The organism is Streptomyces sp. NPDC101237 (assembly GCF_044767465.1).
In the GTDB taxonomy this organism is placed as follows: Bacteria; Actinomycetota; Actinomycetes; order Streptomycetales; family Streptomycetaceae; genus Streptomyces; species Streptomyces gramineus.
This window is the reverse complement of record NZ_JBIWNY010000001.1, coordinates 517596-543347: the sequence shown is the minus strand read 5'-3', so window position 1 is coordinate 543347 and position 25752 is coordinate 517596. Positions and strand designations below refer to the sequence as shown.

The 25752-nt window shown below is 68.4% G+C and carries 26 protein-coding genes and 1 pseudogene; 11 read left to right on the top strand and 16 right to left on the bottom strand.

Translation table 11 applies throughout. The features are described from left to right. The first annotated feature begins 104 nt into the window (after positions 1-104). Positions 105-812 carry a hypothetical protein gene (locus ACIRQ9_RS02570; RefSeq protein ID WP_404166278.1) on the top strand — a complete coding sequence of 236 codons (708 nt, stop codon included), beginning with the start codon at positions 105-107 and terminating at the stop codon, positions 810-812. Here ACIRQ9_RS02570 and ACIRQ9_RS02565 read toward each other — a convergent pair. The 3 genes from ACIRQ9_RS02565 to ACIRQ9_RS02555 all read right to left on the bottom strand — a co-directional run bounded on the left by ACIRQ9_RS02565 (position 779) and on the right by ACIRQ9_RS02555 (position 2574). Next, positions 779-1219, bottom strand: a complete 441-nt coding sequence (locus ACIRQ9_RS02565; protein WP_404166277.1) for an HNH endonuclease — start codon at positions 1217-1219, stop codon at positions 779-781. The two genes, ACIRQ9_RS02570 and ACIRQ9_RS02565, sit on opposite strands and share 34 nt — an antisense overlap. Before the next feature lie 334 nt (positions 1220-1553). Then, complete coding sequence (locus ACIRQ9_RS02560; protein ID WP_404166275.1) at positions 1554-2003, bottom strand: hypothetical protein; 450 nt, start codon at positions 2001-2003, stop codon at positions 1554-1556. Between the two features lie 355 nt (positions 2004-2358). Beyond that, entirely contained in the window at positions 2359-2574 is a 216-nt protein-coding gene (locus ACIRQ9_RS02555; protein WP_404166273.1) for a hypothetical protein, read from the bottom strand. Between the two features lie 455 nt (positions 2575-3029). On the opposite strand from ACIRQ9_RS02555, the gene ACIRQ9_RS02550 reads away from it, so the two are divergent. Together ACIRQ9_RS02550 and ACIRQ9_RS02545 are read left to right on the top strand one after the other, a co-directional pair. Further along, complete coding sequence (locus ACIRQ9_RS02550) at positions 3030-3296, top strand: CopG family transcriptional regulator (RefSeq protein WP_404166271.1); 267 nt, start codon at positions 3030-3032, stop codon at positions 3294-3296. Beyond that, complete coding sequence (locus ACIRQ9_RS02545; RefSeq protein WP_404166269.1) at positions 3293-3736, top strand: PIN domain-containing protein; 444 nt, start codon at positions 3293-3295, stop codon at positions 3734-3736. The genes ACIRQ9_RS02550 and ACIRQ9_RS02545 overlap by 4 nt, the downstream gene beginning before the upstream one ends. A gap of 621 nt (positions 3737-4357) precedes the next feature. Here the strand turns inward: ACIRQ9_RS02545 and ACIRQ9_RS02540 are convergent. Then, the gene (locus ACIRQ9_RS02540) at positions 4358-5662 is read right to left on the bottom strand and encodes a HEAT repeat domain-containing protein (RefSeq protein WP_404166267.1); all 1305 of its coding nucleotides are present in this window, start codon (positions 5660-5662) and stop codon (positions 4358-4360) included. A gap of 1342 nt (positions 5663-7004) precedes the next feature. After that, a complete protein-coding gene (locus ACIRQ9_RS02535) occupies positions 7005-7337 on the bottom strand; it encodes a hypothetical protein (protein WP_404166265.1) in 333 nt (110 codons plus the stop codon). Between the two features lie 713 nt (positions 7338-8050). Between ACIRQ9_RS02535 and ACIRQ9_RS02530 the strand changes: the two genes are divergently transcribed. Then, complete coding sequence (locus ACIRQ9_RS02530; protein ID WP_404166263.1) at positions 8051-8578, top strand: SMI1/KNR4 family protein; 528 nt, start codon at positions 8051-8053, stop codon at positions 8576-8578. A gap of 207 nt (positions 8579-8785) precedes the next feature. Here ACIRQ9_RS02530 and ACIRQ9_RS02525 read toward each other — a convergent pair whose 3' ends face one another. The 7 genes from ACIRQ9_RS02525 to ACIRQ9_RS02495 form a co-directional block, all read right to left on the bottom strand. After that, positions 8786-9838 (bottom strand): serine hydrolase domain-containing protein, encoded by a 1053-nt coding sequence (locus ACIRQ9_RS02525; protein WP_404166261.1) that lies wholly within the window; start codon positions 9836-9838, stop codon positions 8786-8788. Positions 9839-9931: 93 nt separating this feature from the next. After that, on the bottom strand, positions 9932-11029 hold the full coding sequence (locus ACIRQ9_RS02520) for a glycosyltransferase family 4 protein (protein WP_404166259.1): 1098 nt from the start codon (positions 11027-11029) through the stop codon (positions 9932-9934). Next, positions 11026-11562 carry a dCTP deaminase domain-containing protein gene (locus tag ACIRQ9_RS02515; RefSeq protein ID WP_404166257.1) on the bottom strand — a complete coding sequence of 179 codons (537 nt, stop codon included), beginning with the start codon at positions 11560-11562 and terminating at the stop codon, positions 11026-11028. Before ACIRQ9_RS02515 ends, ACIRQ9_RS02520 begins: the two co-directional genes overlap by 4 nt. Then, entirely contained in the window at positions 11559-12098 is a 540-nt protein-coding gene (gene dcd / locus ACIRQ9_RS02510; protein WP_404166256.1) for a dCTP deaminase, read from the bottom strand. The genes ACIRQ9_RS02515 and dcd overlap by 4 nt, the downstream gene beginning before the upstream one ends. Beyond that, positions 12095-13324 (bottom strand): metallophosphoesterase, encoded by a 1230-nt coding sequence (locus ACIRQ9_RS02505; protein ID WP_404166254.1) that lies wholly within the window; start codon positions 13322-13324, stop codon positions 12095-12097. Before ACIRQ9_RS02505 ends, dcd begins: the two co-directional genes overlap by 4 nt. Next, complete coding sequence (locus tag ACIRQ9_RS02500; protein WP_404166405.1) at positions 13321-14604, bottom strand: UDP-N-acetylglucosamine 1-carboxyvinyltransferase; 1284 nt, start codon at positions 14602-14604, stop codon at positions 13321-13323. Before ACIRQ9_RS02500 ends, ACIRQ9_RS02505 begins: the two co-directional genes overlap by 4 nt. A 26-nt stretch (positions 14605-14630) precedes the next feature. Beyond that, positions 14631-15074: an ATP-binding protein gene (locus ACIRQ9_RS02495; RefSeq protein WP_404166252.1), complete on the bottom strand. Its 444-nt coding sequence runs from the start codon at positions 15072-15074 to the stop codon at positions 14631-14633. A 175-nt stretch (positions 15075-15249) separates the two neighbouring features. Between ACIRQ9_RS02495 and ACIRQ9_RS02490 the strand changes: the two genes are divergently transcribed. Then, entirely contained in the window at positions 15250-16518 is a 1269-nt protein-coding gene (locus tag ACIRQ9_RS02490) for a helix-turn-helix domain-containing protein (RefSeq protein ID WP_404166250.1), read from the top strand. Beyond that, positions 16515-17069: a flavoprotein gene (locus tag ACIRQ9_RS02485; protein WP_404166248.1), complete on the top strand. Its 555-nt coding sequence runs from the start codon at positions 16515-16517 to the stop codon at positions 17067-17069. Before ACIRQ9_RS02490 ends, ACIRQ9_RS02485 begins: the two co-directional genes overlap by 4 nt. Here the strand turns inward: ACIRQ9_RS02485 and ACIRQ9_RS02480 are convergent, their stop codons facing one another. From ACIRQ9_RS02480 to ACIRQ9_RS02465, 4 genes and pseudogenes are all read right to left on the bottom strand, one after another. Beyond that, positions 17070-18758, bottom strand: coding sequence for a relaxase/mobilization nuclease domain-containing protein (locus ACIRQ9_RS02480; RefSeq protein WP_404166404.1), 1689 nt, complete (start codon positions 18756-18758; stop codon positions 17070-17072). 3 nt (positions 18759-18761) lie between these two features. After that, entirely contained in the window at positions 18762-19202 is a 441-nt protein-coding gene (locus ACIRQ9_RS02475) for a plasmid mobilization protein (RefSeq protein WP_404166246.1), read from the bottom strand. Positions 19203-19979: 777 nt separating this feature from the next. Then, a pseudogene (locus tag ACIRQ9_RS02470) lies at positions 19980-20670 on the bottom strand (hypothetical protein). A gap of 7 nt (positions 20671-20677) precedes the next feature. Next, on the bottom strand, positions 20678-21526 hold the full coding sequence (locus ACIRQ9_RS02465; protein WP_404166244.1) for a helix-turn-helix domain-containing protein: 849 nt from the start codon (positions 21524-21526) through the stop codon (positions 20678-20680). Between the two features lie 495 nt (positions 21527-22021). Between ACIRQ9_RS02465 and ACIRQ9_RS02460 the strand changes: the two genes are divergently transcribed. From ACIRQ9_RS02460 to ACIRQ9_RS02440, 5 genes are all read left to right on the top strand, one after another. Beyond that, positions 22022-22246: a helix-turn-helix domain-containing protein gene (locus tag ACIRQ9_RS02460; RefSeq protein WP_404166242.1), complete on the top strand. Its 225-nt coding sequence runs from the start codon at positions 22022-22024 to the stop codon at positions 22244-22246. 142 nt (positions 22247-22388) lie between these two features. Further along, a complete protein-coding gene (locus tag ACIRQ9_RS02455) occupies positions 22389-22601 on the top strand; it encodes a helix-turn-helix domain-containing protein (RefSeq protein ID WP_403443307.1) in 213 nt (70 codons plus the stop codon). Beyond that, complete coding sequence (locus ACIRQ9_RS02450; protein WP_404166240.1) at positions 22601-23749, top strand: tyrosine-type recombinase/integrase; 1149 nt, start codon at positions 22601-22603, stop codon at positions 23747-23749. Before ACIRQ9_RS02455 ends, ACIRQ9_RS02450 begins: the two co-directional genes overlap by 1 nt. Positions 23750-23915: 166 nt before the next feature. After that, the gene (locus ACIRQ9_RS02445) at positions 23916-24566 is read left to right on the top strand and encodes a hypothetical protein (protein WP_404166239.1); all 651 of its coding nucleotides are present in this window, start codon (positions 23916-23918) and stop codon (positions 24564-24566) included. 35 nt (positions 24567-24601) lie between these two features. Then, on the top strand, positions 24602-25747 hold the full coding sequence (locus ACIRQ9_RS02440; protein WP_404166237.1) for a helix-turn-helix domain-containing protein: 1146 nt from the start codon (positions 24602-24604) through the stop codon (positions 25745-25747). Positions 25748-25752 lie beyond the last annotated feature (5 nt).

Genomic DNA, 25752 nt, shown 5'->3' with positions numbered 1-25752 from the left:
GTCCCGTCCCGGCACGGACACGGACACGGCACGATGCCAGGCGCCGTGCGCGGAGGACTTGAAGGCAGTTCCGCACGAGGAACCCGAGCACGACGGAGCACTCCATGCCATGGGACGAGACCGGCCTGTCCGGCCTGCAAGCACAGCTGGCGCACGACATGCTGGGCCGGGTCACGGCTTTCACGTTCGGACCCGAAGTCCGGCTCGTCAGAGGTGTGGTGGCCTCCCCGGACCTACCCGGTGCCGGCCGGGTCGTCCTCTGGGACGGACGGCGACTCGACAGCTCCGTCGCTTTCGACGTGCCGCTCACGGACACCCAGGGCGGGAACATCCCCTCGGGGGACCTCGCAGCCGCCCTGCGCGGCGTGGCGACGGATTGCTCGGAACGCGAGATCGAGGCGGCGCCGCGCGACGCCTTCGGGATCCCCGTGCTCGACGCATCCGCCCCCGTCCACGCTTTCGCAGCCGAGCCGCGCTTCCTGGTACCGGACGCGCTGCACGCCGCGGCGGCCGCGTTCTCCCTTCCCCCGGAGCCGGAAGAACCCCCGGAGCTGCGCCTGCGCGGCTTCCTCCTTCTCGACCTCACGACGTGCCGCCTCTACCTGGACACCCCCGAATCACAGGACGCGCCACCGTTCGGCATCGACCTCCCCCTCCAGGACGAGAAAGGCTCCGTCACGGTCGGCGTAACGGCGGTGCACACCGCGCTCCCGGTCCTTCTGCCGGGCGAGCTGGACCGCATGCGCAAGGACGTCCACGACCCCTACTGCCACACCGTCTACGACTTGACGGACTGGCTCTCGGCCGGCTGACTGCACGGTGCCGGGTACCACTTCGCGCGTATCGGCCCCCGCTCCGGGAGCCCGTCGGGTTCCTGAAAGGTCTCAAGTTCCCGGCTGGGGCGCTCTTCTCTGGTCGCGATCCAGCGAGCCATCTGGGCCGGGTCCACCCAGTCCGGAGATTCTTGATGGCAAGGCCTGCAGAGTAGGAGCAGGTTGCTCGCCTCGTCTGATCCACCAAGGCTACTGGGGATGATGTGGGCTCGTTCGAGGTTGGCGCGCTGCCATGAGGCTTGGGCAGTGGCCCGCTTCCATCGCTCTGAGAACCCCCCGCAAGCGAAGCAACACGGCTCATCAAGCAACAGATGAGGCGCAAAAACATCTCTTCTCGGGCTTTCGTCCCAATGCTGCGCAATTTTCCACTTACTCGGTACGGACATAGGCCCCCTCTGTCTACTGCTCGTAGCATGCCAGCCACCTGTGACACCAGCCTGGCTTGGTCGAGCGGCCGATAGATGGTGAGCCTGCGAAGGTGGGGCGCTGTCAGCACCACTTTAGGAGCGAGGTGGGGCGACGCATGCTGTGACCTGTGGGTTCCCCACCCAGAGCAGAGTCCGGCGGCACGCGCCTCGGTGTACCCCGACTCCCCGTGACTCCCCGCCCGTTCTGGCACGGATGCGGCACGACCGCTCTTCGTCCTGGAACGGCCGCGCCGTGATTCTCCGCTGACTGTCTCCGATGGGGCACGCGGGGCGCGAACCCCTTACCGTCCGGTCACCGCGGGTCGACACCCCATATCTTGATGGGCTCGTACGCTCCATCGCGGAAGTCGAAGACAGTCACTTCGGTGTCGGACATGTGCCGGAAGTGGCCCCCATAGCCGGGCTGAGCGATGTGTGGGGCGAGCAGGTCCAAGAGGCCCCGGAGGTAAGGCATGGAGTCATCGATCCAGTGATTGCGCGCAAAGAGTTCCCACTCGTACCTCTCCCCGGAACTCGTGAACTCTCGCACCTCGCGACGGAGAGACACTATGTCTCCGCCGGGCATCCGGCGGTTGTTGTAGTTGTCCGGGACGAGCAGTGGGTACAGATAGTCGTCTTGGTCGTCGAGACCTTCGGGGAACTCAGCGTCCATGCCCAAGTGCCACCGCAGGGCGGCCATGACCCATTCGGGGGTCTCGTCGCGCAAGTAGCAGGAAAGGACGACCTCGTAGCGCTCGCTCATGGGCGGCATTGTGCACGGCAGGACTGACACCGCCACGACGGTCGTGCTTTCACGTGCCCCTCGATGCGAACTACGGGCGGGGCGGTCGCTGAGGTCTGCCAGGCACGTCAGTCGGCTGCTTGGGCCTGGTGGCGGTCGTTCGGAGGCGCGGAGGTTGCTGTACTTCGCTGGTGTACGGCGCCGCTGGGTGGTCTGCCTGGACGGGGCAGCATGACGGCCGGCGTCAGCGCGATCATGAGCGCATGGAATCGTGGACGATCAGACACTTCTCCCAGGCCAACCCGGCGGGCATCGGGCAGGATGACGTACCTGCGCTGCTCCGTAGAGTCGCGGACTCCATCGAAAGCCTGACAACCTACTTCGGCTCTCGTGCGAGCCTCCGCTGCCGCAACTGCCGATAAATGTCGGAACATGCGATGAAGAACACCACCCCGGCAGCGAGCACCCACACGATGGTGCTGCCGCGAAGGTACAACCGCACGCCCTGGACTAGCAGATAGATCGATACGGCAAGACCGATGTAGGGCATCGCCTTGTTCAGCAAGCCACCGGACCCAAACGGATTCTTCATGATCCCCCTCCCCGGTCGGCACCGTAACGTGCGGGCGGTGCAGGTCCCCTCTACCCACCGCCCACCCCGGCCACGTCTGCTCGGCTCCGCCTGGGTCGACGGTGGACGGGATGGGAGCCCCCCGCGCATGCCGCTACGGACCGGTGGCCGGGAACGGCGCCCCCTGCATCCCGGTGCCGGCCGGTCCCCCGCCGGAGGCACGCATTGACCGTGGCATGCGTACGGGATCACCCATCGCCCCGGGCTCTCTCGTGGGTGCGTGTTGGCGCGGGGTGGAGGCGGCGGTGCTGGAGCTGCGCCGGCTGCATCCGAGGGGGGTCAGCGCCGGTTGCGGCACGAGCTGGGGCCGCGTGGGGTCGAGCCGGTGCGGAGGTCGGCTCGGCTGTGTCTTCAGCACCACCGCATGGGGAGGTATACCGGGTACATCAATCCGGTACATGGACTACCGTTGGTACATGTCCATGAAGCGCACCAACGTCTACGCGGACCCCGAGGACCTGGCGATCATCAAGGAGGCCGCCAAGCGCCGGGGTATAAGCGAGGCTGAGATCATCCGCCAGGGCATCCACCTTGCGGCCATGGCGAACAGGGTCTGGGACGAGCCACTGTTCTCACGCACCTTCGAAGGGCCGGGGCGCACGCTGTCCAAGTCGGAGGTCCGCGACTCGGTCGCCGAGGCCGTCCGGCGTGAGGCCGGCCCGGGCGCCGGATCCGCCGCGTGATCATTGTCATCGCCGATACGTCCGGTCTTCTGGCGGCGCTGGACTCAGCTCATCCGGAACACGGGGCGGCGAACGAGGCGATCATGACGGCGGGCCTGCTGGTCATGCCCCCGCTCCTGCTGGCGGAACTGGATCACGTGGCGACGCGTGAGCTCGGCAGGGAGGCTGCCCTCAGTGCGGTCGACGACCTGCGGCGCTGGATGAGCCGGGGTCGTGTCGTCCTGCCGGAGATCACGGAGGACCACCTGGGCGCAGCCCAGTCCGTCCGTGTCCGTTACCGCGCGCTGGACCTCGACCTCGCCGACGCGGTGAACGTGGCGCTTGCCGCGGACTACGACACGGACGCGATCCTCACCCTGGACCGACGAAACTTCCGCGCCGTACGCCCGCTGGGCCGTTACAAAGCGTTCCGCGTACTTCCCGATGACCTCCCGCTCTGACACAGGACCCAAAGCGGTCAAGTACTCCCTTCCACAAGGGGCTTGGGCACCGCCCACGACGAAGACATGCGGCACGGATGTCCGCCGTCGTCCGGAACAGCGGGCGGGCTAAGGGCTCGCCTCCGGCTCAGCTCCATGAAAGTGCAGCTCAGCGCCACGCTGCGACGTGATGGGGGCGCCCTCTCAAGGTGCGCGTGCCCTGTGCGTGGCCAGTCTCGAGGTGCAGGAGTACTCGCAAAACGCAGCAAAGGCTTCCCAATGAAACAGCCCCAGGCCGCTGACCTGGGGCTTCAAAAAGAGCGGGTGACGAGAATCGAACTCGCGCTCTCAGCTTGGGAAGCGACGGCGCTTGCCGAGCCGGATGACCTCTGACCTGGGCATACGTGCTCTGGTGTGACGCCTTGGAGCACAGGATCGCACCGTTGTTGACCATGGTTTACCGGTCTTATGGGCACGCTATGGGCACGCCGTCGGTTCCGAGACGTCGAGAGCCCTTCGAGGTGGTCGGCAGGCGGACGAGCACGGGAAGCGCGCGCCGGCCGGAAGGCCGCCGTTGCGGAAGCACACCGAGGGCAGGGATTGCCGAGCACGGAGTATCGACGCGATCCTTGCCGCCGTGACTCAGATGCGGTAGGCGCCCGCCGGTACGCCGTGGGCGACACCGTACGGGGTCAGGGCGATGACGCCGGTGCCGCGTGACGGTGTGTCGGCGGTGACGTCGAGTGGGCTTACGGCGCCCAGGGAGCGGGCGATGTCCGGAGCGAGGTCGTGAGCGGTCCACCGCCACTCGTCCTCGTCGTCCTCGCTCTCCTGCGCAGGATCCCAGTCGGGGTGCAGACCCAGTTCCGTGCGGCGTGCTCGTTCGTACGGCAGCGGCTCGCCGAGCGTCAGCAACTCGTCCTCCGCCTCCCCCGTTTCGCCGTAACGCCGGATCACCGTGCCGTGCTCGGCAACAAGCCAGGCGGAACCGTCGCCTTGGCCGCCGTAGTAGTACGCCTGGGCCCTTCCGTAATGGGCACTGAGTTCAGTGCACAGACGCAGCACGTCCTCACGGCGATCCTGACCGTGCGGGTCGCACCAGGCGCCGAGGACGAGGGTCCAGCCATCGAGTTCCGGAGTGACGAAGACCCTTTCGTAGCCGCTGTGCTCGTCCGTGTCGCAGCCGTGGCCGTCTGCGTCAACGATGTCGTTGCCGAGCGCGAAGGTCACGGGCCGTGCGGCGGTCAGGCCGAGGACGCGCATGATCCCGGCCTGGTCTCCGCTGGGGACGGCCATCCAGTAGTTCCAGCAGGCCCACAGCGGTTCGGGGCGATCGTCCCGGAGCTTGATGCGGATGAGTCGCTCGATCGCGGCCACGTCGGCGCGCGACAGCGCCGGTTCGCCACCGAGTTCGGCGAGTACGGTCAACGCCCGCGCCCGCTGCCGGCCCGGCCCCCTCTCCCTGACGTGCCGGAGCAGCGGAAGCACGTGCTCGCCTGTTCGGATCAGAGTGTCCTGAGCCTGCCGCGCGACCTGTTGGTCCGGGTCGCCGAGCAGCGGCAGCAGGACGGCGGCCGACTGGCCGGCCTCGCCGCAGTGCTCGATCCCACGGACGGCCTGACGGCGCACGAGCGGCACGGGGTGGGCGAGGGCTGCGGTGTAACGGTCGAGAACGGCCACGCCGAGCTGGGAGAACGCGAAGCCGACTCGGTTGCGGGACTCCTCGGTGGACGCGGAGACGAGCCCCTGGAGCAGACCGTCGAACCCTGCCTCCCCGATCCGCCCGAGTACGGCGGTGATCGGCCGCCAGTCCACCGGGGACTCCGCGTCCATCACCTCCCGCACCAACTGCTCCACCCCGTCGGCGCCGAACGTGACCAACGCGTCTGCTGCCGCCTCGTACCGGTCTGACCTGCCGAGGTCCCGTATCAGGTCGGCATTCACCACGTGCCCCTCCAGCAAGGTCGACCCGGCTTCCGAGCGTCATGATTCCGCAGAGGTCTGACATTGGCTGAGCAGTCCTGCTACTCGTACACGCCCCGGGGCAGGCCGTTCGTCCAGGAATGCCGCTCCGTGATGCGGTCGTGGTGTGCCACCTACCGGACTGGACAACGAACAAGGCCCAGGTCTCGGACCTGGGCCTCACTTCTGGAGCGGGTAAGGAGAATCGAACTCGCGCTCTGCGCTTGGGAAGCTGCGGGCATTTGGGCGCGGTGCGGGCGCTGTCCTGGGCGAACGGCTACGGAGCGGCCTCGTCAGGCTCGGCGGCTTTCGCCGTGGTTCCCCGCCGCTCCCCGCCCGATCTGGTGCGGTTGTGGTGCGACCCGCCTCCGGTGCGAAGCCGAAAGTCACGCGTTTCTTCGTGTCGCCGTTCCTTGAACCGTGACCCTGTATCGGCCGGTGAAGCGGAGCACGACTGTCGTCAGGATCCAGCGGACGACAGATCAGGCTGCCGCTTTGATCCATCTGGTTCTGCCGCTCATGAGCCCGAGGTGGCTGGCCTCTGACCGGCAGTCAGTTGCTGAAGCATGCGAACCTGCGGCGAGTTTCGGTCATGTGCGTGTCTGAGATAAGGCGCCCCAAGTGGCCATGCGTCGCGCTCACCTCAGCTTGAATCGCGTTATTCATACACACGTTCGACCTCGGCTCGAAATGGCGGCCGGAATCATACAGCACACGTATGACAGTCACAGGGGTCACCGCTAGCCTTGTAGGTCGCAGGCTTGGGCCGTGACACCTGGGGGGGAGTCCTAATGCTGCATGGGCAGATGCTCTGTTACGGCGCTGCCGGTGGGGCTCTGGTGTCTCTTGTGACGCTCTATAAGCACCTGCAGATGCGGAACCAATGGCCGTGGAAGGTGAAGAACGGGCCGACGATGCCCATGTACTTCACTGGTGAGGTCATACGGATCTTATTAGGCGCTGGCGTTGCGTGGGGGCTTGCCGCCACGGATCAACTAGGCGTCTTCGGGGCAATCGTGGTTGGTGCGGGGGCACCCGCCATCCTTGACAAGTGGCAGCGAGCAGCGCCCGGGCTCGCGATGACTCAGCACGCGGCAATGACGGAAACATCTCAGCAGGCAGGAGAAGTCGAGCCTGGCGTAACGAGGATGGCCGTAGGTCGTTCAACTGCTGAGGAAGGTGGCGTTTAAGCATGGGAACTCGCTTCTTAGACGCCCTGACCCACAGTGGTCCAGGGTATGAATTACCTCAAGATGATGTCTGGGCTGATTCGCGCGTAGGTGTCGGTCGGCTTCTGGACGCGATAACTCACAGCGGGCCGGGTTATTCACTGCCATCCGCGACGGAAATGGCCGAGATTTCCGAACTGAAGCGCCGGAAGACGAATGATCTGCATGTTGCTCTGCTGGAGGGATTCGAGCAATTCTTCTACGCGAAAGGCCACTTGGAGGCTGCGTCTCGCGCTGAAAATGCGACGGAGAAAGAGCAGCATCGCGAAGAAGCCATGGCATGTCTGCGTGTTTTCCTGCAGCATGCAGATGGGCCATTGAACCTGGCCGTAGACGCAGCGCGAGAGGCTCTGGGCCCCCTTGACCTGCGATCGAGGCTCATGTTGTACCGACTCGACCGCATAATCCGCAGGCTGAAGGCAGCCGTTCAAGGCCTCCTGTCTGCCTTAGAGAGGTCGAAGAGACCCAGAGAACGGATAGCGCATCAATCACGGGTGGCCGTCAAACAGGCAACTCGATCTATGGAGGTTCTCTGCCACGCTGTCGCCCGGTAATCAAAATCCGCGCTTGCGTAAGCTCGGCAGTGGGGCTGGCCCGGTCGGTATTTGGGTCGGCCCCATGACCCTTTCTAAGCACTCCCGAAGCAGGTGACTTCCTCGCAGAGGTCGGAGGAGCGGCTTTGGGGTGGCGCTGCTTTGGCGCGAGTGATCACGGCCCCGTAAGCTTCCGGCGCGTCGGGCAGTCTGTGGACCTGCCCGGTAAAGCACGACGTTGGGGCCGTGATCTTCAAGGCTCGCGCCAAAGTGGATCCGTAAAGCCGTGGAGTCGACCGCCCCAGCCACGACGTACCCCTTCTACGGCAAGTGGCTCATTGCTGTGTGCGCGGCACGGGCGCCGGCCGGGCTGGAGCGGGGCTGAGACAGGAGCGCAGGCCCGGCCGGGGGCCGGGCCGCGCGCGGGGAGCGGAGCGAGCCGCCTTGAACCAGTAGAGAAAGTTGTAACGCACTCTGACGTGTGGGGCTTGTCTTGTCTCGGTTGATGCTTGACGCGATCGGTCACGGGAGGTGCTCGGTCGGCGGTGGGCAGATCAGCAGATGCTGTGCATCCAGGCCTCAGTGTCAGTGGTGGTCGCTAGCGTGGCCGCGTGATTCCAACTGACGATCGGCGGTTTCCTACGGCCCTCGCCGCCGCACTCTCACTCCCGTTCGACTATGACGACGGCAACGGTGTGGACTTCGAGCCTTTCCCGGCCTTCCTGTCCACCGAAGAGACTGCCGACTGGTTCCGGGCCTGGACGGGCAACGCAGAGGTAGATGGCGACAACTTCCGTGTGTTCGGCCAAGACGGCTCTGGCGGATACGCGGCCTTCTGGCTCATCCGCCCGAACCACCCGCTCGTCGACCAGCCCGTGGTCTTCCTCGGATCCGAAGGCGAGACCGGTGTCGTGGCGCGTGACCTGGGCGCCTTCTTGTGGCTGCTAGCCGGGGGATACGGCCCATGGGAAGCGGCCACCTCATACGAACCCGACTGGACCCCGCGCCACAACCAGGAACTGGCGACCGTTGCCGTACGATTCGCGGCCGACCACAAGCAGTCGGCCGCTGCCGTCGTCGAGCAAGCGACCCGAGAGTTCCCGGACTTCGATGACACCATCATGGAGCTCTGCCGCTGACCGCCCTTGCACACAGCCGTACCTTGCCTGGCTGCCAACCTAGCCGTCCCGGACCAAGGGTTTGAAGGCGAGTGAGCATGCCAGGAGTTCGCCGCCCTATGGGTGAGCGAGTGGCACGAAGAGCACGGGTCGGATCGTCCATGTGATGCGAGTGCTGGCCTTGTTGCCTGAGACCGCGAAGGCTCCAAGCGGAACACGGAGTGGGGTTTAGGTGAAGGCAAGGGAGCGAAATGTGTTGCGGACGTTGGTGAGGGGTTCGCGGTCGCGTGTGTAGTAGAGCTTGTTGGTCAGCAGCACCGCCCAGCGGTTTTTAGCCGGAGAGATCCACATCCCGGTGCCCGTGAAGCCGTAGTGCACCCAGATGTCCTCGGTCTCAGGTGCCGTACCGGGGGCCGGATGCCAGAAAAGCCCACGCGGTGGAGTCATCGCCTTCGTGTGGATCTGCAGGGACTCCTTCACCCAGTCCGCACCGAAGCCGGGTGACTCGGTGGTGTGCGCGGGGTCGAGCATGTAGCGGAGGAATACGGCGAGGTCGTCGAGTACGGAGAAGGCGCCGGCGATGCCGCAGACTCCGCCGAGGAGGCGGGCGGAGAAGTCGTGTGCTGTGCCCCGGAGGTGGTTACCGGTGCTGTCGTCGATCTCGGTCGGGGCGCAGCGGAGGGCGGCTTCCGCCGGCAGTGGTCCGAAGCGGGTCTGTGGCATGCCGAGAGGAGCCCAGACGCGGGTCGTGGCGTAGGCGTCCAGGTGTTGCCCTGAGAGGTGCTCGGTCAGGTAGCCGAGGATGAGGGCGGCGCGGTCGGTATATTCCACGGCCTCGCCGGGCGGGCGGTGGAGGGCTTCGTGGAGGACTCCGTCGCGGACGTCCTGGGGGTCGTTGCCGTAGAGGTTCTTGAGGTTGGCCCGGAGAGGGACGCCTGCTGTGTGGGTGAGCAGGTGGCGGGCGGTTACCGGGGCCAGTGGATAGCTTCGTACCTCGGGCCAGAAGTCTGCCAGCTCTGCGTCGAGTTGAAGTTTGCCGTCCTCGACGAGGGTTCCGATGGAGGACCAGACAGCAAGGATCTTGGTGAGGCTGGCGACGTCGAAGACGGTGTCGTACCGCATCGGTTCGTCGGGCTGGGACGGGTCGAGGACGCCCGCGGTGCCGCTGGCGTGGGTGCCCTGGCTGTCGCCGATGGCCCAGACGGCGCCGGGGTAGACCTCGTCGCGGAAGCCGTCGTCGAGGAGCTGGTGGATGCGGTCGGTGTCGAGGTGGAGCGCCATGGTCTCCCGATCGATGGTGGGTCGGGCCGCAGGGGGTCCCGGCGCTCAGCGTAGTGAGGGGTCGGGCGTGAATCCCGTTGCGGCGAGGGCGAGTCAGGCGAGTTGTTCGCCGAGGTCGCTCAGGGCTGCCGCCGTGCCGCTGAGGGGGTAGCGGGCCGCGTTGGTGCGACCTGCGGCCTGGAGGGCGGGCAGCAGGCCGGGGGTGGTACGAAGCCTGTTGAGGTCCTGGACGAGGACGGCCGGGTTGGTGAAGTCGGTTGCCAGTCCGGTTGCGGCGAAGGTGTCGTTCAGGCCAGGAACGGGCTGGTAGACGACGGGCAGTCCACAGGCTTGGGCTTCGAGGGCGACCAGGCCCATGGCCTCCAGAGTGGTGGAGGGCATCACGAGGGCGTCGTGGTCGGCGAAGGCTTTCCACAGCTGTGGACGGGTGAGCCAGCCGAGGTAGCGGACGTGGACCTTGAGGAGGCGGAGGAGCGGGGTCAGGCCGTGGAGCTGGTGGCGGGGTGCCGCGATGCTCAGCTCGACGCCGCCGGTGACGGGCATGGCACGCAGTAGGGACTGGATGCCCTTCTCGGCCGTGAGTCGCCCGGCGTAGAGAAGTCGCAGATGCCCGGAACGGTGACGGGTGGGGCGCGGTGGAGGAGCGGTGAGCAGGTGGTCGGGGATGCCCCAGGGAATTTTCGTGATCTTCCGGCGATCGGTCGTGGGGGCGAGCTGGAGCAGACGATCCGCCATGGCTCCGGTGGGGACGACGATGGCGTCGGCTGAGCGCGCGGTCTCCCGCAGGACTTGCAGCTGGTCGCGATGGGCTTCGGCGAACAGCAGGTCGGTGCCGTGGACGAGCGCGATGCGCGGGTGGGTCGGCAGGGCGCGGATCAGGGCCGGAGTTCCGCCGAAGGTCAGGTGCTGCAGGTGCAGGACATCGACGGCGGACGGGTCTATGCGTTGGGTCAGGCTTCTGCGCAGTGCGTTGACGTACACCGTGAACGGCGGACCGGAGAGGCACTTGCCCGCGACGGCCGTCAGCTCCAGGCCCGGAGGCAGACGCGCAGGTTCTGTCCGCGGGGCGAGCATGAACGCGCGTGCCGGGATCAGTGGGTTCTCCCCCGTGTAGAGATCGAGGAAGAGTTCGACACTGCCGCCGGCGCTGCCGAAGGGCAGGTCGAGAACGGTTGCCACAGGAGGCGTCATGTGGCGCCTCCGGCGAGCTCTTCGTAGAGGCGGGAGATGTCGATGCCCGTGGTTGCCGTGTATTTCAGGCCGTACCGCTGATAGCTGGCAGGGGTACCGAGGCAGTGGAAGAAGACGAGCTTGCCGAAGGTCATCCGGGGATAGACGAGGACCGGCCTGGCGGCGCGGATCTCCAAGGTCCAGTGGATGGCATGGCCTTGGTGGCCGAGCGGGGCGGAGACATGGACCCAGATGCCCAGTGCGCCGATGGTGCGGTCGCCGTTGAGGAACTGGGCGTACGTCTCCGAGCCGGACCTTTCGTGGGTGATGCCGAGGTAGAGGACGTCGGGTTCCAGGACCAGACCGGAGGCGGGGATGGTGATCTCGGCGTAAGGAGTCGGTACGGCGGCGTCCAGGTCCGAGTCGCAGACGCGCAGAGTGTCGCCGAGGGTCCAGTCGTAGGCGTTCGGTGACAGGCGACCCGGGTCGAAGGGCTCGATGGTGATCTGGCCGGCGGCGCGAGCGGCAGCGATGGCCGGTCCGGTGAGGATCACGAGGCCACCGACCGAAGGTGCGCAACGTCACGCCAGTAACCAGAGGGTTGTGGTCCCGCAGCCGCCTGGTACTTGCCGCGGTACAGGGCGATGGGGCCGGTGGAGGCGAAGAACATGATCTGCCCGATCCGCATGCCCGCGTACACGCGCAGGGGTCGGATCGGCGAGAGCATCAGCGTCCACTGACCGTGGAAGCCGATGTCCCCGATGGGCGCGGTGATCTCTACGAACAGGCCGAGGCGTCCCACGGAGGAGCGGCCGAACAGCAGCGGGACGAAGGTGTCGGATCCGACCCTTTCGAGGGTGTGGCCGAGGTAGAGCTCGCCGGGCTGAAGGACGTACCCGTCGGAGCCGATCACGAGTTCGGTGGTCGGGTTCGGCTGGTGCGGGTCCAGGATGCCTGCGGAGTAGGTGAGCAGCGTGGCGCCGAGGCGAACGTTGTAGCTGTTGGGGTTGATCTGCTCGGGGGTGAACGGCGTGATCCGCAGGCGGCCGTCCTGGGCGGCGGCGGTGATCTCGGGGCCGGTGAGGATCACCGCATGCCTCCTTGGGCAGACGCGGTGAGGACGTGCTTGAGGGCCTGGCTGAGGAGCAGTCCCGCGGCGTGGGCGCGGCCGGCGAAGTAGTTGCCAGCGAGGTAATCGGTGGTCAGGACGGTGGTGATGCCGGCTGGCAGAGGATCCGGCGCCGTGACGACAGGGCCGGCCTGCTCGGTGAGGTGGGCCAGGAGGCCACGGAGGTCCTGCCGGAAGTTCTCCGGGATGTGCGCGTGGACGAGCTGGTTGTCGAACGGCCCGATGGCGAGCAGGTCGCCCAGGGTGAGGGCGTCGCTCAGCGGAACGGGTCGCAGCGCTGTCTCGTTGAGGATGACCGCGTCGGCCCCGAGACCTTTTCGGAGGCGTACTGCGAGGTCGGCGGTCAGGCCCTGTCGATCCGGTACCGCGTGGCGATACGCCTTGGCAACGGGACCGAGCACACCGGACAGTTCACCCCCGATGTGTCGGATCCGTGTCGTCACATCCAACAGTGCGACGGGAAGAGCGGCGGGGCCCTGGTCCGGGAAACGGGTGGTGCCGGCGCCCCAGCCCTGCCCGACGGGCGTGGCGATCGCGTACCCGTCGGCGAGTTCTCGGCCCTTGACGATGAGGGTGTCGCCGACTCGGGCCGACCCGTACTGCTCGCTGTGGCAGTGTCCGGAAAAGATCACGTCGAGGAAGGGGCAGACGGCCGCCAGTTCGAGGTCCTCGTCGAAGCCGGAGTGGCTGAGGAGGATCCAGCCGTCCGCTTCGTGATGATGGGCGAGCATGACCTCGCGCAGCGCCTGGACGGGATCGGTGACGCGATGGCCGGCCCGCTGGGCGGCGGGGATGGAGTGGAATGCCTGCTGTCCGATCACGGCGGTGATGCCGACGCGTCGGTCGCCGACGTCGATGATCCTCAGGCGGCGGAAGAGCGCGTCTCCTGTGTCGGCGTGGACGGTGTTGGCGCAGACGGTGAGCCGGTGGAGTTCGGGTTCGAAGTGGTGCGGCCAGCCGTGGTTGCCGGGAGCCAGCACGTCGTACAGCTTGAGCAGGATCTCGCGCTCGATGGTGCCGTGGGCGAGGCGGTAGTAGCCGCTGCCTTCGAAGAAGTCGCCGCAGTCCACGACGAGTGAGGTCGGGCGGAGGGCGTGGAGGTGGTTGAGGAAGGGGGCGGCGTTGTCGAGGGCGGAGTGGACGTCGGTGGTGGCAATGATCTGTCGCAGGCTGCGGGTCGCGGTCATGGGGTGACCTCGCAGACGTCGGCGCCCAGTGCCCGGAGCTTGCCGGGCAGATCGGCGTGGCCGCGGCGGAGCTGGTCGAGGCCGCCGACGGTGGTGACGCCTCGGGCGGTGAGGCCGACGACCATGAGGGCGGATCCGGTGCGGATGTCGGTGGCCTCCACTCCCGCCCCGGTGAGTCGCTGGGGGCCGGTCAGGCGGCACTCGGTGGGGGAGATCTCGTCGATCTCAGCCCCCAGGCGGGCCAGTTGGGGCACCAAATTCCCGTGCCGACCGGGGTTGATGGCGTCGGAGAACAGGTGGGTACCGGGCCGGCTGAGGGCGAGTGACAGCAGGAGCGGTTCGAAGTCGGCGTCCAGTCCGCCGGGGCTGAGAGTGGCGATGGCTCGCAGTGGACGGATCGCCAGCCGCGCGTCCGGAGCGTGGACGACGAGGGCGCTGGCCTCCGCGTCGGCGGGAATCCCCAGGTGGCGAAGGGCAGTTACGAGCGGAGCCACGTCCGTGCCGTGTACGCCGTCGATGCGAGCCGCACCTCCGGTCGCGGCGATCGCGCAGGCCAGCGTGCCTGCCTCGACCTTGTCGCCGGGAACCTGCCAGACGGCGGCCTCCTCCTGGGCCGCGGCGGGAGGCGAGAAGGTGAGGAGGTGCTCGGTGGCCCGGGCCTCCCAGCCGGCGGAGCGAAGGGCGTCGAGGACGGAGAGGACTTCCGGCGAGAGGTTGGGCTCGCCCAGCCGTAACGGGCGGCCGGTGGTCACGGCGCGCAGCACGGCGGCCATCGTCGCCCCACGGGAACGAAACGGCAGTACCAAGGACACTGTGCCGGTGCGGGGTGGGGCTGCCTCGATGCGATAACCGGAGTCGTCCTGTGCACTCCGGTCGCCGAACGCCTCGTACACCTTGAAGTGCAGGTCCATCCCGCGCGCGCCGATCCGGCAGCCTCCCGGCCAGGGCAGTCGAGCCGTGCCGTGCCGGGCGAGCAGGGCGGGGACCAGGTAGTACGAGGCGCGGATGTGCGCAGCCTGGGTCAGTTCGGGATGCGTGTGCCTGCTCGCGGTCGGCAGCAGCAGTGCGGTCATCGGCTCGTCGACGGGCTGGGCAACGTGCCAGCCCGACTGCTGCAACAGCTCCAGCATGATCTGGACGTCCGTGTTCGCCGGGATGTTGCCCAGCCGCGCCGGGCGGCCGAGAGCGCCGGCGGCGGCCAGCAGGGGCAGGGCGGCGTTCTTCGAGCCGTCCACCGTGACGGTGCCGGTGAGCGGGGCGCCGGGTCGTACGGCGACCACCTCGGCGGACCGGGTAGTGGTGGTTGTCACGATTGACTCCTTTGCAGGGGAAGGGAGAGGTGTGTCTCCGTGGCCGGGCGGACGGCCAAGGCGATCTCGGCCCGGCACCGTTTGCCGGTGGGTGTCGGTTCGGCGGCGTACCGGTCGGCGAGCGCCGCGACGAGAAACAGGCCGCGGCCGTTCTCGCTGTGCCCGTCCGGTAGGCCGGGCTGGGGCAGCACCGGGCTGGCGTCGCGCACCTCGATGCGGAGCACGGCCTCGACAAGCCCGACCTCCACGGAAACGCGGCTGGTGCCGGCGTAACGGACGGCGTTCGTGACCAGTTCGCTGATCACCAGCTCGGCCGTGTGCACCACCTCGTCGCTCAGCTCCGTCCCCCAGCCCTGTATCGCGGCGACGGCCCGGTGCCGGACCATGGTGACCGCGGCTGGAGTGGCGGGTACGGACAGAGTGAGCTGGTGCGCTGCCATGAGCGGCCTCCCGAGGTTGGTGCGGCCACTTCACGCAACCAGCCCGTGGCGGTGCGTGGTTAGCCCTGGTGCCGGTGCCGCATCGGTTATGCAGGAGCTGCATAACAGCGAAGTACGACTGATCTACGCTCGGTTGAGCAGGCAGGATCGGCGACGGCGGAAGGGGCCGTGGCAGATGGCCGAAGCACACAGCGAAGCGAGACGGATCGGCGAAGCGATCCGTCAGGCACGGGTGTTACAGCGGCGCTCGCAGAACGACGTCGCCGCCACGCTCGGCTACCACCAGTCCAAGGTGAGCCGCCTGGAGGCCGGACGCGGCACGGAGGACATCCGGGTCCTGCGCGCCGTCGCCCAAGAACTCAAGATCCCGCCCGCGACGTTGGGCCTCGCTCCTGCGCATCCTGTTGCCTCTGCCACCGATCGCGAAGCTGACGACATGCACCGCCGTACCTTCCTCGCCGCGAGCATCGCCGCACTCGCGCCCCCGGCCGCCTCCGCTCACGACGATCTCGTGAAGGCTCTTCTGCCGGGCCTGACCCCTGTGAGCACAGGGTCCGCCTTGGACACGGCAGTACTACGGGAGCGGGTCGGCGTGGCCCGCAGGCTCTTCTACACCTGCGAGTACACGGAACTGGAGCGCATGCTCCCCGGTCTGATCGCCGGTCTACGGCTGGCCTCCAGCAGTGCTGGGGACCGCGACATGCTGTCCGCTCTGTTGGCCACGGCGTATCAGACCTCGACAAGCCTGCTGCTCAAGCAGCACGACCAGGGCAACGCCTGGCTCGCGGTCGGCCGCGCGATGGCCGAGGCCGAACGCTCCGGCGACCCGGTGGTCCTTGCTTCCAGCGTCCGCGTGCAGGCCCACGTCCTGGCGCGCGAGAAGCACACCGCACAGGCCGTCACCCTGGTCCGCCACACCGCCGACCAGCTCACCGGTTCCTACGACCAACGCTCCCCCCAATACCTCGCGGCTGTGGGGCTGTTGCTGCTGCGCGGCGTGACCGCGGCCAGCGGCGGAGGCGACCGCGCGGCCACCGAGGAGTTCCTCGCCGAAGCGAAAGAGGTGGCCCGGTTCGTCTCCCTCGACCGGCCCGACGCCTGGGCCAATTTCAGCCCGACCAACGTCGCCCTCCACGAGCTCAGCGCTCTGGTGGCCTTCGGCGACTCCGGCCTTGCGCTCCAGGCAGCCCGCCCCCTCATGCGCCGGCACATCCCTGTCCCCGAACGCCGAGCCGCCCTGTGGGTGGAGACCGCCCGCGCCTACAGCCAACAGAGCCGCCTCGCCGACGGCTACCAGGCCCTGCGCATCGCCGAGACCTGCGCGGCTCAGGACGTACGCCGACCCGCCGTCCGCGACCTCGTCGCGGACATGGCCGCCCGCGACCACCGCCGCACTCTTCCCGAACTGCATCACTTCAGCCGCCGACTGGGAGTCCCCGCGTGAGTGAGTCGACCGCCCCGGAGGAGAAGCCCTTCCTGTACGTCGTTGTCTGCGCGTGCGGCATCGCCGGAGACGTCGGCAAACTGATTACCGCAGCACAGGAACGGCACTGGGACGTCGGCGTCGTCGCCACACCTCAGGGACTCGGCCTCCTCGACTCCGAGGCGATCCAGGCCCATACCGGCTACCCGATCCGCTCGGCCTGGCGCACACCCGGCGAGGCCCGCCCCCTCCCGCCGGCGGACGCCATCGCCGTCGCGCCGGCCACCTTCAACACGATCAACAAATGGGCCAACGGCATCTCCGACACCCTGGCCCTGGGCATCCTGTGTGAGGCGTACGGCATGGGTATCCCCGCAGCCGTCCTGCCGTACGTGAACTCGGCTCAGGCCGCCCACCCCGCGTACGGCCGCAGCCTGGACGGACTGCGTGAGATGGGCGTGCTGATCGGTTCGTACGAGCCGCACCGTCCGAAGGCCGGGGGCGGGGCGGACCGCTTCCGCTGGGAGGAGGCGCTGGATCTGCTCGCTCCGAAGCCGTCCGCTCCCGCTTGATCAGCGCCGCCGTGCCGGCTGCGGCGAAGGTTGGACGGGAGGGGCGGGGCAACCGAGGCGCTGCGTGCCGGTGCGCGCCTTGGCTGCTTCGGCTCGTGGACCGGGCGCGTGGCGCTCGCCTAGTCGGCGAATGCGCCACGTCAGTGCGCGTGCCGGGCTGCGTGCGTCGTCGAGGGCGCGCTCGCCGAGCGCCTGGTCGATGACGGTGGCCGCGTTGTGCCCTGCGGCCTCCGCCTCGGCGAGCACGGTGGCGAGTGCCTCCCACGCCGGGTCGTCGAGGATGGGCTCGGCGTGTTCCGGTATGGCCTCCCGGAGGTGGTGCGCGAAGCGACGCCTGGTCTGCAGCCCGGGCGAGCGCCGTGCGAGGCCCGTCAGCACCGGCTCGGCGACCAGCCCATACGCGCCCCGGAGATGAAGAAGGGCCTGCTCCGCCGCTGCCTCCTGCTGGGCGTGCCGACGGGTGCGGTGCCAGTGCATCGCGAACGCCACGGCGGTGAGCGTGACGTCCAGGAGCATCGCGAACCCTGCACCGTCCCTGTCCTGGGGCCGGTCGCGCCAGATCACCTGGACGCTGCGCCGCAGAACGCGGGCGCTGTCGAAGTCGGCGGCGATCCGGGAGCGGGTGGCGCGCTCGAAGGCAGCTGCGGCCTGTTCCAGTTCGGCCTTGAGCACGGCCGGTGCGGTGGCGGGCAGTAGATCCAGGGCGGCACCGAGCGCGACGAGCTGTCCTTGTGCCGTGCGATCGTCCCCGTTCGTGAGGTGGCGGGGAATGCGGTCGACGGCAGCGGTGGCCTGGTGCCACGGGTTGCCCGGCCGGATGCGGACCGGTTCGGGGCTGGTGGTGGCGAGGCGCTTCCGGATCCTGGGGAGGGAGAGGTCGGGGGCGAGCGTGGAGCCCGAGTAGAACACCGGCTCACCCTTGTCATTGGTGTCGCCGGGCAGGGCGAAGTTGCAGCCGAGGGCGTCGCCGGACGGGCCGAGCTTGAGACGCACGGCCACACCCGTCGCCTCCAGCAGGGCGAAGAACTCGGCCTCGTCGGCCGCGGCGGCGACGGCGCGGCGGACTCGCTGGCGCAGGACGTCACGGGACGCGGTGTCCTGGCCCAGGCGCTTGGCCTTGAAGTGCTCCTTGCTGGTGGGCCGCTTGGCGGCGGTTCCGTCGCCTGGCTTCAGTTGCCGCAGCCCATAGTCGACTTCGATCCGGCGGCATTCGCGCTGAACGGCACGCTGGTCGTGATCGCGGCGGGGACGCCTGCCGTCCTGACGCACAAGGGTGCCGGCGATATGGATGTGGTCGTCGGCGTGGCGGACGGCCACCCAGCGGCACGCTTCCTCGTCCCCTTCGGGGGCGATGCCGGCGGCGCCCACGATCCGACGGGCGATGTCCGCCCACTGGGCGTCGGTGAGGATCGGGTCCTCGGGGGCGGCGCGGACGGGGCAGTGCCACACGGTGTGCCTCGGGGCCTTGTCGCCAAGCATCTGCACGGGCTGGTCGAGCTGTGCGGCGAGCTGGTTCTCCACTTTCTTCGGGTCGCGGTGGGGGCTGCGGCCGGGGTCAGGGGCGAAGTCGTTCCAGGAAGCCACCAGGTGCGGGTCGATGTGCTCGTTGGCCCGGCCCTTGCCGAAGAGGTAGCCGATCGTCCGGCGTACGGCGTGTGGCCCCTTGCCGAGGATGATCTTCGGGATCAGGGCTCAGCGCCCCTCTGTGATCTGGGCGACGGCGGTGTCCAGGTCGGCGATGGACGCCTCGACGCGCTCAAGGAACCGTTGGACGGTGTCGGGGTGGGGCCAGGCTCCGTCCTGGTTCAGGTGGCGGGTGAGCTGATTGAGGTTGCTTCCGATCTTGCCGAGCTGTCCGTTGGCGGCCATCAGGGCCTTTACCAGGGCGCGGTAGTCGGCGACGGCGGCGGTGGGGTCCTCGGCGCGGACAGCAGCGAGCGCGCACTCGGCGACGTAGCCGCCGGGTGACATGCGGCTCAAGGCGGCGGCGTTCTGGACGAGGGCGAACTCGTCGTCGTTGTAACGGGGGTGTACGCGGCGCTCGCGCAGCTTCTTGTCACGCAGGCGGCGACGCGGTGCGGGGCGCTGACGCTTGTTCGACGGCAGTCTGAAGCCCCCTGTCTCGTTCGGCACCCCCGGGCCGAACACCCCCGACGCCCCCTCGGCGCCGGCTGCCTCCGTCTCCCCTGGGGCGGAGGCCCGGTAAGGACTCCTTACCGGACAACTTGCTGCGGCCGAGGCCGGTGTCGTGGTCGCCTCCTGGCGGGTAGCGGGGTGTTCCTGGTGTTGGTCGTGCACGGGCTGTCCTCCGGGATGTGTTGGTGGTGGGAGCTGGGCTACTGGAATGCAGGCTGATGGGAGTCGGTCGGGCGCAGCCGCTGAGCGTTTCGGTTGTTGTGGGATGCGATCTGGGACGGGCTGTTGAGGTGGAGCGGCCGAGTCGTGAGCTGTGGCTGCGCGGTGAGCAGCGGGACCGGTCCCCGGCGTGCTGCGGTTCCCGGTCCCCGTACACGTCGGGGACCGGGAGTCGACGTTCACCGGGGACGGTCCCCCTGACACGTCGTCACGGGGACCGTTCCGCTCCGCTGCACGGTCCCGGTCCCGGTCCCGGTCCCGGTCCCCGACGAGACGGTCCCCGTTGTCGGGACGCTCCGGGGACCACAGGGAAAGGCCATCTGACCTGCTCTTTCGCTGGGGCCGGTCCCCGTCGGTCACCAGTTAGGAATCGCCACGGTCCCCGCAAAGAGACGAGCGCGGGGACCGACGCTCGGTCCCCGCCCGTCGCACGCTCAGTAGCTGGGACACGGTCCCCGTGGTGCCCGCCGGGACATCCTCGTCCGTCGCATACGACTGGTCGGGGACCGGCGGTCGTGGCACTACGCGGCTACGGCGATGAGCAAGGCCGACGCGTCACGCAATCGGCCTTCCGTCCGCCCTGACCGCAGCCAGGTCGATGCGTGACGGGTGTGGGGTCGCGCGTACGGCGTTTCCCCTGGCAGCGCCGTCCGGGCCCGCCCGCCGTTGGCGGCACGGGGCGCCTGCGGGTGCGTGGCGCCACTCGCACCGGACGCCGAGGGCGTCGGGCATGCCCTGGACGACGGCGGCATCGCGGGCAGCGCGGGTAGGACGGTAGTGGGCCAGCTCGGCGCGGACGGCCGGCGGGATGCACGACCCGACCTCGCGCAGGCGTTCCTCGACATGGCGGGATGGGCCGCCCCGGTTGATCTTGCCGGTGCGTAGAGGGGGCGGCCACTCCCGCCGCAACGGCATGCCGGGCGCGGAGCAGCTCAGCTCGCCAGGCGACCGGATCGTCCGGGTCGGCAGCCGGTGTGGGGTCGGTGTGCTGGTCGAGTCGGTCGCGTCGGTGAACCCGCCATCTGCGGGCGACGTCCACGGTGAGGATCGGGTACGGCGAGTCGAGGATGTGGGTCCGTATCGCCTCGCGGACGTCCCAGCCGTGGTCGGTGGCGAAGGGGACGTCGTCGAGCAGCTCCTGCCACTGGGCGATCTGGTCACGGGCCTCGCCCGTGCCGGTGCGGATGGTGCGGGGGTCGAGGCGGCCGGTGTAGGCGAGGACAGCGGCGACTTCGCGTCGGTCCAAGGGCGGGTCACTCCGTTCCGGTTCGGTCGTCGAGGGCAGCGAGCAGGGCGGCCATGTGTGCCTCGGAGCGGGTCATGCCGGGTGCGGGTGGGGAAGACGTGCCGCTGGGCAGGGCGTAGAGGTTGGGGCGGTCGGGAGCGGGAGTGCGTTCCCGGGTGATCCAGGCGCGCCAGTCGGCGGCCCATGCGCCGGCGGTGCGGGGTGCCCATGTGGCCCGGTAGGTGCGCCACTTCTCGTCGGCGGCGTGTAGCCCGTGCTCGCCGAGTCGGTCGAGGTGGCCGTGGAGTCGCAGCCAGGTACGGGCGGCCTCGTCGATCTGCCACTCAGTGGCGGAGATGAGTGGGGCAGCGCTGCTGCTGTACTTACCGTTCATCTTCGGTTCTCTTCTGTTCTGGGGGTCGGAATCCGTACCCCCAGAGGGTCGGAATCCGTGCTCCCCGGGGGCCGGATCTCGGTCCCCGGGTTCGGATTCCGGTCCCCCTTCGAAGCAGTCGGCAGGGGCGGATTCCGACTCCCCTAGGGTCGGATTCCGACCCCCTGTGGGAGCCGGATTCCGGTCCCCCTCCGCGGCCCGTTCGGCGAGGAACCGGGCGGCTTCCGGGAGGTGGTAGTACGTCTCCCCGCGGGGCCCTTTGCGGTCGGCGAGCGGCACCAGTTCGCCGATGACGACCAGCTTGGCCAGCGCGTCACGCACGGCGGTACGGGAGGCGTTCGCGCGCTTCATGAGGGTGGGCACGGAGGCGTAGGCGACGCAGCGCCCGTCCAGGCAACGGTCGGCGATCAGCGCGAGCACCATGCGGGCGGTGCCCTTGCTGCGGCTGTGGTCCCACACCCACTCGCGGGCGTCGTAGCTCATGGGGCGGCGGCTCCTAGATGAGGTCAGGCAGGGGGCGCGAGCCCTGGTCGGGCGGTGCGCGGAGGGAGAGAGGCGATGCAGCCTCGCCCCGAGGGGCTGAGGGCCTGCGCAGGCAGGGGGCTGGTGGCTTCGCCTAGCCAAGGCAGCCACATCAACGCCGCAGAAGTCCAGCATTCCGCCGAGAAATCAGACAGCTGACGGCGAACACGTACTTCAGGGAATTCCCAAAAGGGTAATACCAGATTGGCCGTTGCCCAAATTGGTTGCCCGCGAGGCCGAGCCAGAAGGATCACATCGGGAAGCTGTTGACCTCCGTCGGAGCCCAAGCTACAACACAACACCCCACGTCAGAAAGCCTGTCGGGCGGTCTCAGCCACCACCCGCCGGAGTACCCGGGACCCATCCCGACGGCGACTCCCGTCGCACGGCGGGGCGCAACATAGCCGACGATCGCCGGTTACCCAAACCGGCGAATGAGAGTTACCAATGGGAGCTATGGCAGCACGATCCCTGGAAATCGGTCCGGCCGGAATACGGACCGCCCGCACCATCGAAATCCTCCGCACCGAACGCGGCCTCGCCCAACGCGAGCTCGCCGCTCGCGTCACCGCCCTCGGCCGCCCGATGTCCAACACGATGCTGTCCCGCATCGAACGCGCCCACCGGCGCTGCGACATCGACGACCTCGTCGCCCTCCTCCAGGGGAGCCACGCCGCCTAGGCCCGCCCGCCCCGAACGGGATCGCTGCCCGCTCCGAGCCGTCGAACCGCATCGCCCCGCAAAGGACGCCCGCCCTTGCACGAACCCGCAATACCCCCTGTCCTCAACCACTCCCAGCGCACCACCCCGGAGGTGACCACCCATGGCTGACCGCCTCCTGACCGTCGCCGAGGCCGGCGAACTCCTCGGCACGGGCGAGCGCTTCGTCCGCCGCCTCATCGCCGAACGCCGTATCCGCTACGTCAAGCTCGGCCGCCCGGTCCGCATCCCCGAGAGCGCGATCGCCGAGTACGTCGAGGCGCGCACCGTCGAGCCGGTCCGCCGCGTCCGTGTCCGCTACGGGAAGGCGGCTTGATGGCAGGTCGCAAGCCGCAGCGGCGGCGCGAGTTCGGCACGACGCGCAAGCTTCCGTCCGGCAGGTGGCAGGCCCGCTACATCGGCCCGGACGGACAGCGGTGCACCGCGCCGGAGACGTTCGACACCAAGACGGACGCCCAGGAGTGGCTCAACCTCGTCCGCGCCGACATCGATCGCAACGTCTGGCGCGACCCCGATGCCGGAGCGGTGAACTTCGAGAAGTACGCACTCCGTTGGATGGAGGAACGCGGCCTGGCCCCGACGACGGTCGACCGCTACGACGGCCTGCTCCGCCTCCACATCCTGCCGACCTTCGGCGGCAAGGACCTGGACGACATCACCCCGCCCTCGGTCCGTACCTGGCGAGCCGAACGCCTGAAGGCCACCGGCGCCACGACGGTCGCCAAGTCCTACCGGCTCCTCAAGGCGATCCTGCAGACGGCCGTCGACGACGACCTCCTCCGCAGCAACCCGTGCCGCATCAAGGGCGCCGGCAAGGAGGAGGCCGACGAGCGCCCTACCGCGACCATCGAGCAGGTCTTCGACCTCGCCGACGCCATGGGCCCCCGCTGGCGCCTGATGGTCCTGCTCGGCGCCTTCGCCTCCCTCCGCCCGGAGGAGCTGGCCGAACTGCGCCGCCGCAGTGTCGATCTCGACGAATGCTCCCTGCGGATCACGCTCGCCTCCCCCGAGCTGACCAACGGCAGGCGCGTCACGGGCGACCCCAAGACCAGGGCGGGCAAGCGTACGGTCCACCTCCCGGAGTTCCTGCTCCCGGAGCTGCGCCGGCACCTCCAGTGGTTCGCGGAAAAGGGTCCGGACGGCCTCCTCTTCGTCGGTGAGAAGGGCGCCCCATTCCGCCGTTCGACCTTCGGCCGCAAGTGGCGCAAGGCCAGGACCAAGGTGGGGATGCCGGACAACTTCCGCTTCTACGACCTCCGCCACACCGGCAACACCCTGGCCGCCGACACCGGCGCCAAGCTGAAGGACCTCATGGTCCGCGCCGGCCAGTCCTCGGAGCGCGCCCAGCTGATCTACCAGCACTCGACGGCCAAGCATCAGCGGAAGCTGGCGAAGGGGATCGACGCTGAGGTGCGCGCACAGCTCCGCGACGTCGGCCCGGCTCGGCACGTCCGCAAGGCATGAGATCCCACCCCGCCCACTCGACTGAACTGCCACTTTCCCCGAGAGGAGGACCACCCAGATCAAGATCATTCCTGACGGCATCGCTGACCAGCTAGATTTCTTGATTTCCAACCTCATTTGAGGGAAGATTTCCGGAAGTCGAGTGGGGTGCGTCGGGAGGCTGGACATGACTGTCGTGCACGCGGAGGACATCCCGGTCCGTGATCGGCTCGCCGAGCTGGGGCTGTCCGTCGAGGGTATTGAGGGCGCCCTGCGGCGGGCCGAATCGGAGCGCAAATTCTGCACGCCGCTGGACCCGGTTTCCCTGCCTGGCAACATCTTCTGGGGCCGCACGATCCGCTTCCTCCGAGAGACGTACATCCCGGAGGCGTGGACCAGCGCCAGCCCGAGCAACGTCCCGCTGCTCGTCGCGCCATCCGGCGACTTCGCGATCACGGCTTCCAGCGGCAGCCCGGAGACGGGGTACGCCGCGCTCACGCCTTCCACTCGCTACGCGAAGGGCAACGCGGTCATGAAGCGAGTGGCGGCCAACCGGCAGCTCCTGCTGTTCGGTGAGACCGAGGCTGAGCCCGATCTGCAGGACACCGGGGACGGCATCCCGACCTGGTTCCTGCTCTACCACCAATCGAAAACCGAACAGGGCACCCGGCTTCACGCGGAGCTGTCGTTTCCGAACGACACCGGAAGCCGTGGCAAGATCAGCAGCTGGTACGAGCGGATCATCCTCCCCTGGATCGACTTCGAGGGCTTCATTCCGTTCGTCGACGATGGCGACGACCAGGGCGGCATCGACATTCCGATCGAGCGCCTGTCCTGACCGTCCCGCCCCCGACCTCCCACTTGGCTCCTCCCATGACCACCGCATCCCGGCTAGTCCTGGCGCGCAAGCGCCGAGGACTGACCGTCACCCGACTCGCCCAGCTGGCTGGCCTGACACCGCGCAGGCTGTCCGACTTCGAGAACGGACGGGCCACCCCCAGCCCTCCGTCGATGGAGGCACTTGCGACTGCATTGGAGTTCCCGCCCTCGTTCTTCAGCGCCGATGAGGTCGCCGATCTGGCAGTCGACTCGGTCAGCTTCCGTGCCCTGAGCAAGATGACCGCCTCGCAACGGGACATCGCTCTCAGCTCCGGGCGGCTAGCGCGCGTCCTGCAGGATTGGATCAGGGGACACTTCCGTCTGCCGGCCCCAGATATCCCGTCACTGACTTCGTTCAGCCGCCTGGGTTCGGACGAGGACCAAATTCCTCGTCCCGGGGAGGCGGCCGGCACGGATGTCCCAGCAGAGGAAGCCGCCTCCCTAGTACGCGCCCGTTGGGGACTCGGTAACGCGCCGATCCCCAACGTGGTGCACCTGCTGGAAGCACACGGTGTCCGCGTCTTCTCTCTCTCCCGGGACTGCCCCGAGGTCGATGCGTTCTCCTTCTGGGATCGAGGGGTCCCGTTCATCCTGCTGAGCACCGAGAAGACCGCGGAACGTGGGCGCTTCGACGCCGCTCACGAACTCGGGCACCTTGTCCTGCACGGCGAGGAGCAGATGCCGCACGGTCCACAGGCCGAGGCGGAAGCGCACCGGTTCGCGGCCGCGCTCCTAATGCCACGGGCGGACGTCTTGGCCCACGCGCCCCACGGTGCGAGCACGAGTTGGATCCTCCAAGCCAAGCGCCGTTGGAAGGTCGCCGCCATGGCACTCGCTCATCGGCTTCACGAGCTGGGTCTGACCACCGAATGGCAGTACCGGACCCACTGCGTGGAACTCGGCCGACTCGGCTACCGCAAGGCAGAGCCTCGGAGCGGGGTTGTGCGAGAGACTTCCCAAGTGCTGGGCAAGGTGTTTGCGGCCTTGCGCAGCGAAGGCACACGCCCGGCAGACGTGGCCCGCGACCTGCACCTGTACCCCGCCGATCTCAACGATCTACTCTTCGGGCTGGTCATCACCGCGCAGGATGGGGGTGGGCAGCGTGGTGAGGGCCAGCCAAGGCTGTCTGTGGTGCGCTGAGCTTC